The sequence below is a fragment of the Aneurinibacillus migulanus genome (assembly GCF_001274715.1).
In the GTDB taxonomy this organism is placed as follows: Bacteria; Bacillota; Bacilli; order Aneurinibacillales; family Aneurinibacillaceae; genus Aneurinibacillus; species Aneurinibacillus migulanus.
In genome coordinates this window covers 55,894-64,472 of the sequence record NZ_LGUG01000012.1, presented here as the reverse complement: position 1 = coordinate 64,472, position 8,579 = coordinate 55,894, and the positions used below count along the sequence as shown (strand labels likewise).

The 8,579-nt window shown below is 42.6% G+C and carries 9 protein-coding genes; all 9 read right to left on the bottom strand.

The features are described from left to right. Positions 1-213 precede the first annotated feature (213 nt). The 9 genes from AF333_RS29145 to AF333_RS33245 are packed head-to-tail and all read right to left on the bottom strand — an operon-like array spanning position 214 to position 8,422. Complete coding sequence (locus AF333_RS29145) at positions 214-486, bottom strand: hypothetical protein (protein ID WP_043063216.1); 273 nt, start codon at positions 484-486, stop codon at positions 214-216. Continuing rightward, positions 470-769: a hypothetical protein gene (locus AF333_RS29140; protein WP_043063217.1), complete on the bottom strand. Its 300-nt coding sequence runs from the start codon at positions 767-769 to the stop codon at positions 470-472. Before AF333_RS29140 ends, AF333_RS29145 begins: the two co-directional genes overlap by 17 nt. Further along, positions 770-1,348, bottom strand: a complete 579-nt coding sequence (locus AF333_RS29135) for a putative phage tail protein (protein WP_052811650.1) — start codon at positions 1,346-1,348, stop codon at positions 770-772. After that, a complete protein-coding gene (locus tag AF333_RS29130; RefSeq protein ID WP_043063218.1) occupies positions 1,338-2,408 on the bottom strand; it encodes a baseplate J/gp47 family protein in 1,071 nt (356 codons plus the stop codon). The genes AF333_RS29135 and AF333_RS29130 overlap by 11 nt, the downstream gene beginning before the upstream one ends. Before the next feature lie 36 nt (positions 2,409-2,444). Beyond that, positions 2,445-2,858 carry a DUF2634 domain-containing protein gene (locus tag AF333_RS29125; RefSeq protein ID WP_043063219.1) on the bottom strand — a complete coding sequence of 138 codons (414 nt, stop codon included), beginning with the start codon at positions 2,856-2,858 and terminating at the stop codon, positions 2,445-2,447. Next, positions 2,855-3,355: a DUF2577 family protein gene (locus tag AF333_RS29120; RefSeq protein ID WP_043063220.1), complete on the bottom strand. Its 501-nt coding sequence runs from the start codon at positions 3,353-3,355 to the stop codon at positions 2,855-2,857. Before AF333_RS29120 ends, AF333_RS29125 begins: the two co-directional genes overlap by 4 nt. 44 nt (positions 3,356-3,399) lie before the next feature. Next, positions 3,400-4,734, bottom strand: a complete 1,335-nt coding sequence (locus AF333_RS34390) for an XkdQ/YqbQ family protein (RefSeq protein ID WP_052811651.1) — start codon at positions 4,732-4,734, stop codon at positions 3,400-3,402. 9 nt (positions 4,735-4,743) lie between these two features. Beyond that, positions 4,744-5,397, bottom strand: a complete 654-nt coding sequence (locus AF333_RS29110) for a LysM peptidoglycan-binding domain-containing protein (protein ID WP_043063221.1) — start codon at positions 5,395-5,397, stop codon at positions 4,744-4,746. 58 nt (positions 5,398-5,455) lie between these two features. Beyond that, positions 5,456-8,422 carry a phage tail tape measure protein gene (locus AF333_RS33245; RefSeq protein WP_052811652.1) on the bottom strand — a complete coding sequence of 989 codons (2,967 nt, stop codon included), beginning with the start codon at positions 8,420-8,422 and terminating at the stop codon, positions 5,456-5,458. Positions 8,423-8,579: the final 157 nt, after the last annotated feature.

The following is an 8,579-nucleotide window of genomic DNA, read 5'->3' as shown; positions in this document are numbered from 1 at the left end:
CATCGACCGTAGCTTCCCGCCATTGAACTTTGTAAGCATCACTTGCATCAGTATTACGTATTTCGATAGTTTGTCCGACTGAGTATGACGGAATATCACCCTTTGCCGAAGCTCCAGACGGTATCGAATCACCTCGCCAAGGTCGAGTTGGACGCGCTTGTTTAACTCCGCCAAGATAGAGCGTCCCTAATTTAATCAAATCTCCGTTCGCCATTATACCACCAGCCTTTTATTTACCTCGTCATACCATCCGCTGATGACCTGAACATCGGTTAGTGTATCTAGGTTTTCCGTGAAAATATTGTCCGTGAAGTTGTTGAACAAGGCGTCCTTTACTGATTTCACATCAATTTGAAGGGCGGCTATGGCTGCTGCATGTTCGCTTAACATAAGGTGTGCATCGTAAATGCCATGTTCCCAACGGAGAATATCATACTCTGTTACATCAGTATCAAATGTCCAATCGAACTTAGGAACGAACGGCATTGATTTCCCCTCCTTTTACTTCAAATTGAAAAGTAAATGCTAATGTTTGTTCATCAGGCACATTAATATTTGCTTTTCTTTCGGTAATCAAACTACCTTGTTCGTCCAATAGCTTGATAGAGGTAATCCTGCTTATGTTTTTTATTAATGCAGCTTGAACGAAGACATGATTTTCTATCCTCCACACATTTTGGATAGGAAGTGTCTGTTCTCCGTTTAAAATGATAGTAGATGCACGAGTATATAAGTCGGCCGCTACTCGTTCAAGATAGGCTTTATCCACTTATAACACTTCCTCACTTTGATATTTCATTGGTTTCATGCCGACGCGAAACTCATGGACTTTATGGTAGCGCCGGATATTGACTGCTACACGTTCCTGAATCTCTATCGTCTCATTAGTCGAAGGAGCAAGAAGGAATTCAAGGTGCGCAGGTTTTGCCTTCTCTACGGCTGCTACAATTTCGCGAAGTAGATGTAGTTCATCGCTCGGTATCTGTGCTTCAAATGCATATTCATTTGGTATGTTATATACTTTAGCGTTCTTAGATGGAACAAAGGTGTTAATAATATCCCGCATCTTCCTAATAGTCATAGGTGCGTATAAAAGTATCTTTGCTTTTACACGCGCTCGCCTATCATCTAACGTATCATTAGCATGCGGTGTAACGTCCCAGATACGCTCATGTCGGTCAATTGTCCATGTTGCAGTCTCAATCCTACGCTGTGCATATACATCACGTATATCAGCAAATAATTCGTCTAATCGCCTGCCTTGCACTTCTAGAATGGCCTGCATCTCTGGACTGTTCTCATAGTAATCCGACAACATAGGTTTCATCTCGTTGTAGTTATACTGCATTAAGCGTCACCGTCCCTAACGTGTGCACTTGTTCTTTGCTTAGCGGAATATCCGACGTATCGCCATTCAACGTCAAATTACGGTAGTTATGCACACCATCGGTTTCGATAATAATGCTCCCCACCCTGTTATATGTGATTTCTCCACCCGAAACGAGTTTTAATTCACTAAAGTACGTCTTTAATTCATTAGTAACATCCTGTGTAATGTCGGTAATGTTACGTGTCCCATCAAGTTCTATATTTGCTTCTACATCGACATTTACAGCAATCGCGGGTACAACCGTGACCGTTGCTCCGATTGGCGCTTTACCTTGCCCCTCTCCGTCTATCGGATCGATATATTGCTTCACATCTTCGCATAGTTTTTCGCTAGCTGGATTTCCATTACTATCAAGTATGACGAGTTTTACAGTTCCGCGTCCATTCCACAAAGGCAAGACAATTACCCTGCCTACACCCGTTACTTCTAGTGTCCACTTTTCATAGTCGTCCACATTACCGGATCCGGGACTCTTCTTCGTCTCAATGAAGTAACGTGCCCGAAGTGATTCGTCATCCTCTGTATCTACTCCGTCCCTATTTTCTGCATGTGAAACAAGCGTAATTGTTTGAAGGCCATCAACTGTATCAACTACGATAACAGGCTTTGTTTCATCCGGTATTATGGCTCCATATTCCAATGCTCTAATAGCGGTAATGCAAGGAACCGAAGCGTCTTCTACAAACTCAAAAAAGCGATCGTCAATCGTGAGCAGGCCACCTGCTCTGACTACCCCCGTCCCCGTCAATTGCACATGCCGTATCGTTTGTGTCGCAAGCTTTCGCGTTACACCTTCTTCCGCTACAATCTTATCCAGGTATTCACCTGTCGCTGTATCAGGAAAAAGGAGATCTGTCATATTGTCGAGTTCTACATATGCTTCTTCTAGCCGCATCGAAAATGGAGCTATTGCATCGTAAACAATACTGCTTACGGGTCTTTTATCGATATCATCAGGTATTTCATCGAGCGATTGTTGTAATAGATTTTCGAATGTCTTATCCTCATAACGAGACATTACATCACCACCTTTAGACAAAATAAAAAAGCGACCCTAATATCTGGCCCCTTGTATCGGTACAGAAATATTTAATGTTCCCTCCACTGTATCTACAGTAAAATCAACGTATACATTATCATCTTCACGACGATACTCAAATTCATATACATTATCAATCCGATCATCGTATATAATCGCCTCGGTTATGACTCGTGTGCATTCTGATTGAAATAATGGCCACGATAAGTCTTTTCCAATTAAGTCCTCTAACTCGCATCCTTCATCATCAGAATAGATGATAAAACGAAAACGTGCTGTTCGTATTGCTTTTATAATAAATTGTTCGATTGCTTCACGCTCATCTATAAATCCAGATATACGACCTGTGGTGAAATCTAGTTTATAATTACGTGATGGCTGACGTTCTCCTTCTACAATATCCGGTATGGTAATGTCCGGTGTAATCATTGATCATCCCCTCCATAGGAAACTAGTTTACAAGCAATATGGAATTTCTGACCGCCATTATAGGTTTGCACAAGCACCTTATCACCTGCTTTTAACACATCTTCGAATTGAAGCTTGATGCACTCATACTTGAATGAAGATATATCGTTATGTGGCGCTTCACGCTCGTCAGTTTGTGTAAATATCTTCCCATCTCCTGTCACAAGGTCTTTACCTTCCCCGTCACCTAAATTTCGTATTGTGGCTTCTATGTGTTCAAGTGTGACGATGCGCTCATGTCGTGTTAAATGTTCGGCAACTGTTAGAAGTTCTGGTAATAGAATCATTTTGTCATTGTTTTGTACCTTAACAGTTAGATTAGGTGGAGGCGTCAACACTACACCTTCCATCTGTTGCATCCCGCTTTGTATAGCCGCTTCTGCTGTACCGTGTATATGTTCTTTTTGTTGGTTTGCATATCGCTGTAACATTTGTTTGGTTTTTTCATTGAATGACATGGTATCACCTACTTATATTTCACGAGATGTAGAAGTTATTTCTCTTACCAGTCGAGATGGACATGGTCAAAGTGTCCTTTTACACGCCATAACACATGGTTAAACAACCCTGATGCCCGTGCCGCTGCCGCAAAAGCGTCCATCTTTGCTACCGGCCCTGCTACATCGTAGGCTCGTCCTAATAGATGTTTGCTTGTTTTTGACCCGCCAACTTTATCATTATGCGCCTTAGTCCGTTTGGCTGATGTAACTTTTAAGCCGTACTTACCAACGTTATCACGGACCCACTTGGCTGCAGATGTGTTATACCCATCGCCTTTGTCGCTAACTCGACTTCCACTTTTATAGCTGGTACTGCCCTTTCTCCGCGTTTCTTTTCGTGGCTCGTAAGGCACAACCCCTTCGACCGGCGGAAGATCGTCAGTTTCTTCTAGTTTTAACGACATTGTATGTTTATTCCCTTGAAATGAGTGTGTGTCCTCATCAATGTAGTATCCTTTAGCGATACCTAGCTCTCCCACTATGACATAGCATGATCCGCCGCTAATTGCATCGGGTATACCAATCGCGTCCATGTTAAAGATGACCTCTTCTTTGGCTTTGTTCTTAATCATTTGATTGGCTTTGGCCTGCAGTTGGGATTTGTTGAGTTTGTCTGGTACACGTTCGAAATGCTGAATCAATCCCCATTCTCCACGAGCGACTTTGTCTTCTGCAACTGCTATAATCGTTTCTTTTTCCTCTCCTGCCTGTAATTTCACTTTTGTAGCAAATCCATCATGATCAATTGAGCGTTCATATGTCCAATCCATGATATTCGTGCCGTTCTCTAATATCCATTTATGCGGATTTTCTACACGCTTTATCAGATGGATTTTCCCGCCTTGCGAATAAAGATAATATTTAACTCCAGTGCGTTTGTGGGTTTCGATAAGATACCGGACAATAGTGTCGTAATAAGAATCCCCATCCATCACATGAGAAGGCACAACAAACTTTGTATCTACAATGTTCCCGGTTGGTAATCCAAGCTCTGTACAAAAAGTCTTCACCACATCTGATGCTTTCTTTTTTGATATGATGCGAGAATCCTTACTTCTTAGTAGATAGATAAGTTTGTCATAAGCTACTACTTTCCCCATACCGCTACGCATGTCTTTATTACTGAATACTGTTCCTTGAAACAGTTCCTTCCCCTTCCACTTGAACACAATTCCTTCTCCGTTTTCAGGGAAGATTGTATCGAGATATCCGCGCCGGACCGTAGGTAGTACCACTTCAACCGAACGAGCTGCATTGAACTTGCTGCCTTTCCATGTCACAGACTCGACTGGAATGTCATACATGCCTTGTTTGGTGACCAAAAATACATCGATCATGTTATCCACCTACAGTTTTATTTTCTGACCGACTTTTATAATGTATGGCGGTTTTATTCCGTTCTTTTTCGCGATCTCTCGCCAATTTTTGTTGTATTTACGCCCAATCTTAATGAGTGTATCTCCAGATTTTACGGTATGTGTGACTGGTGTAGTCTTTTGATTTGGACGTTGTGCTTTTGTGTTAACAGCTACAGTTGGTGTAGTATTCTTTTTATCTGTTGATACCGCCTTGGATTCAAGCTTTCGAGGTTTGATAAAACGGTATTCTTTTAGGGATATTGTGTAATAAATAGTATTTACATCTCCAGCTCGTTCTTCATAATCAAATTGCTCAATCGTACAGGCGTAGTTGAGGTTTAGACTATCGCTAATGACGATAAAGCGCATGGGTTTTCCGCTGTCTTTCCACCGTTGAATGTTTTTCAGATATATTTCTGGCTTGTGTACGTTTGGATGTGCCCATGTATAGTCCCTTGCTCCAGGGAAGTACGAAGAAAAGGTAAACGTCTTTAAATCAGGGTCTTGGATGATGGTGATATCACCCAAGCCACTAATATATACAGTCTCGTTTTTGGAACCGCATGTTATTTTGATATCTGGAGGAAGTACCGGTAGTTGGTGTCGCTCGTTTAGGTTATTAAACGTTAGCCAGATTTCCATACGTATACCTCCTTTCAGGCAAAATAAAAAGCTTCAGTCTATAGACCAAAGCATCGCGTTATGGTTGGGTAACCTGTGGTGTATTCACATTATCAAAAGCATCGGACAAGAGTAAGAGTATTTCTTGCAAAAACGAATCTTTGTCCATGTCGTTCTGAATAATAATATTTCCGTTGATAAGACTGTTGAGTTTCAATATACGGCTTCCACCACTTACCGATGGTTTAGTCGATGCCATCGAACGCAATGTTTCTGCCTGTTCCTCTGATAATTTTCCGGTAACTCCGCCATTTGCATACTGATTCACTCCGAGATACTTACCTGTTTGTGCAAACAGGCTGAGTGCTCGTCTGCGTTTATTACGACTGAGCGGTATAACCATTTCAATTCCTGCTTCTCCTGCAATTCCAGTACCCCCACCAACAAGTGTAGGTTTGTTAACGAGTCCAGCTACACCGCCATTTGCAAATTCTTGTTTTGGCATCTCCATCCCTGTATTTGGTGCAGGAACCGCATCAATTCGACTGGCAAGGTTATTCAGTGCTTGTTTCACACTATTAACTGAATCATCAATTCCACTAAAGTGAGAAGCGATCCTTCCAGCCATTAGACCAGATATAAACGAAAGAGAGCCGAAGTTTGTAGTAACAAGACGAGCTTTATTTTCCATCTCGCCCAAAAACGAGATCACTCTCCCTGCTCCTATACCAGCCATAAATGCAAGAGAGTGGAAGTTCGTAGCTATAAGCTGGGCCTTGGGTTCAATCGGACTTATCGCTCCCGCGAGTTTTCCTGCCATCAGACCTGCAGTAACAGCAAGAGCATTAAGATTCTGTTGGGCAAGTTTTGTGTCAAGGCCTGGTGACTGCGTTTGTGTAGATGGCGGCTGTTCTTGCGGTTTTGGCGCCGGCTCTTCTTGACCAATGCGTTTCCAGATTGGTTCGCGAGTGTCTGTCCAATACTCGATTGTTCCATCAAGCGAGGCATTTTTGTATTGTCCTTCTTTATGACCAAACACCCAATCTCCCGCCATTTCCCCAAATTCCGCCGCGCTTGTGAGTGTTAGATACGTACCAAGTGGACCGAGTATTTTGCCTCCCTTTTTGAAAAAACCTTTGCCTCCTTTTTGGGGTTCAGGCGCTGGTTTAGGTGCGGGAGCTGGTTTAGGTTGTGGTACCGGCTTAGGTTTAGGACTTGGTTTAGAAGGCGTGGGCTTTGGCTGCATCGGCGTTGGTGTCGGTTTTGGCTTTGGTTTGATTTTCTCTTTTATTTTACCACCGATTTTATATGCACCTTTTGCTAGTGTAATTCCACCTTTTAGCAAAAGTCCGCCCCCCAATAAATATGCAAGCATTCCAGTGCCACCTGCAGTAGAGAAGTTTCCTTGCATAAGATTGTTCATGGATGTTTCCATTAGTCTTTGCAGAACAGTAATCCAAGCATTGAATCCGATTTCTGCCATCTTAATGAAAACTGCTTCGAGCTTCTTTCCGCCCGGTCCTTCCAACCATTTCCCCATAGCTTCTGTGATTTTATTCATCGCGTGGTCGACCTTCTCCTCGAAATTCATGTTGTAAAGGTCAATTTTATCCTGCATTTCTTTGCGAAACTCAGGATCGATACGCATTTCATCCAACGTAGCTTTATCAATCTTTGGCTTTGTGAATGGCTGGAACGCCTCGTCTAATACTTTTGCGATTCTTTGTCCCAACGCTTCTACTTTCGTCATCGATCCTTCTGTAAAATTGGTCATAGCATCTGTTAGTTTTTGGATGATAGGAAGTGCGGCTTCTAAACCTTTGATCTTCATAGCTTCAAAGGCCCCTCGTAACTGCTCCAGACTACCAGCTACATTATCCATCATCGTTTTAGCCATCTTTTCCGCTTCCCCATCTGAATTCACCATGTCATTTTGCATCTTGCGGAATGCCTCAGGTCCTTTTTCGATGAGTGTAATCCACGCCGGGGCAGCTTCTACCCCAAACAAACCCTTTGCCATATCTAATTTTTCAGCTTGGCTCAATTTTTTGAACTTGTTGTGGAGTATGTCAATCATTTCTGCCATAGATTTGAACTTACCTTTACTGTCTACGGCCGAGAAGCCCAGTTTATCCATCGCTTCACCTGCGGCTTTTGGCGGCGCGGCTAGCCGTAATAAACCCATACGTAAGGCTGTACCAGCTGTATCCGCTTTGATATTGGCATTTCCCAAGATAGCGATGGCCGCGGCGACGGATTCAAGTGATTGCCCAGCGGTAGCGGCTACAGGTGCTACATATTTCATTGAGTATCCGAAGTCCGTCATACTGATAGTAGATGCCAAAGCCGCTTTCGCCATAACGTCGCCAATATGAGGTAGGTCTTTAATCTCCATCCGCATACCGGACATTGTTCCGATCATCAAGTCGGAAGTTTGGGCAAAATCTTCCCCTGCAGCTGCAGCAGAATTTAACACAGCAGGCAAAGCGCCCATCATTTGAGTAGAGTTCAATCCAGCTTGTCCCAAGACCACCATCCCTTGAGCAACTTCACTTGATGAATACACCATTTCCTGACCAAGCTGGATAGCTAATTCATTCATTTTTTTAAATTCCTCTTGCGTTGGTTGCGACAAAGCTTTCACTTTACTCATGGTTTTTTCAAAGTCTACAGCCGTCCTGAATGTATCGCCTACGATAGCACCGGCACCTAAGCCTGCCGTAATTCCGATAGCTGTAGGCAGGCTTGTAAGTCTTCCGTGGATTTTATCTATAGCTTGTGTTGCTTTATCTGTGACATTTATTGTCGTGTTGTATGCGCTTCCCGCTATACGTTTTAAACCATCATTAATACGTTGTATTTTACTAGTGGCTTGGTCGTTTACGCCAATAGTCGGCTGTCCTCTTTTGCGTCCAAGTTCATCCATTGCTTTACCAGTGTTACCAGCTTTCTTTCCCATATCATCAAGCGATTTTGTGATATTCTTTGCTTTTGAACTCATACGGTCCACCAAATCAAAGACGGCGGTTAACTTTCGTTCTGCCATAGTTTCACCTCCTTTCAAAAGAAAAAGCCGCTCGGTGTGAGCGACTTTTTCTTTTGAATCTTATCAAGTCGTTATAGTTATTACATCATTTATCAGTACGTTTATATTAATTTCCTCTCATTGTGTATATACCATATAGAAAAGTCTATTTGGCATA

Coding starts and splice junctions, on each gene's coding strand:
- AF333_RS29120 (WP_043063220.1), bottom strand. CDS start 3,355: ATGTCATTCAATGAAAAAACCAAACAAATGTTACAGCGATATGCAAAC.
- AF333_RS29125 (WP_043063219.1), bottom strand. CDS start 2,858: ATGATTACACCGGACATTACCATACCGGATATTGTAGAAGGAGAACGT.
- AF333_RS29145 (WP_043063216.1), bottom strand. CDS start 486: ATGCCGTTCGTTCCTAAGTTCGATTGGACATTTGATACTGATGTAACA.
- AF333_RS29135 (WP_052811650.1), bottom strand. CDS start 1,348: ATGCAGTATAACTACAACGAGATGAAACCTATGTTGTCGGATTACTAT.
- AF333_RS29130 (WP_043063218.1), bottom strand. CDS start 2,408: ATGTCTCGTTATGAGGATAAGACATTCGAAAATCTATTACAACAATCG.
- AF333_RS34390 (WP_052811651.1), bottom strand. CDS start 4,734: ATGATCGATGTATTTTTGGTCACCAAACAAGGCATGTATGACATTCCA.
- AF333_RS29110 (WP_043063221.1), bottom strand. CDS start 5,397: ATGGAAATCTGGCTAACGTTTAATAACCTAAACGAGCGACACCAACTA.
- AF333_RS33245 (WP_052811652.1), bottom strand. CDS start 8,422: ATGGCAGAACGAAAGTTAACCGCCGTCTTTGATTTGGTGGACCGTATG.